Annotated in this window: 1 pseudogene; it reads left to right on the forward strand. The window is 57.4% G+C overall.

Annotation, left to right across the window (positions count from 1 at the left end):
• Positions 1 to 305: pseudogene (gene mceG, locus H7J86_RS00090) on the forward strand (ABC transporter ATP-binding protein MceG); the annotation flags it as partial.

Consider the following 305-nt stretch of genomic DNA (forward strand, 5'->3'; position numbering starts at 1 on the left):
AAAAGTCCGAGTCCGATATCCGCAAGATCGTGATGGAGAAGCTCGAGCTGGTGGGTATGCCCAATGATGGGCATAAGTTCCCCGGTGAGATTTCTGGTGGTATGCGCAAGCGTGCCGGCCTGGCGCGGGCGCTGGTGTTGGATCCGCAGATCATCTTGTGCGATGAGCCGGACTCCGGTCTGGATCCGGTCCGTACCGCGTATCTGTCGCAGTTGTTGATCGATATCAATGCCCAGATCGATGCGACGGTGTTGATCGTGACGCACAACATCAATATTGCGCGGACGGTGCCGGACAACATCGGG

It is taken from the genome of Mycobacterium hackensackense, assembly GCF_025822555.1.
Lineage (GTDB): Bacteria > Actinomycetota > Actinomycetes > Mycobacteriales > Mycobacteriaceae > Mycobacterium > Mycobacterium fluoranthenivorans.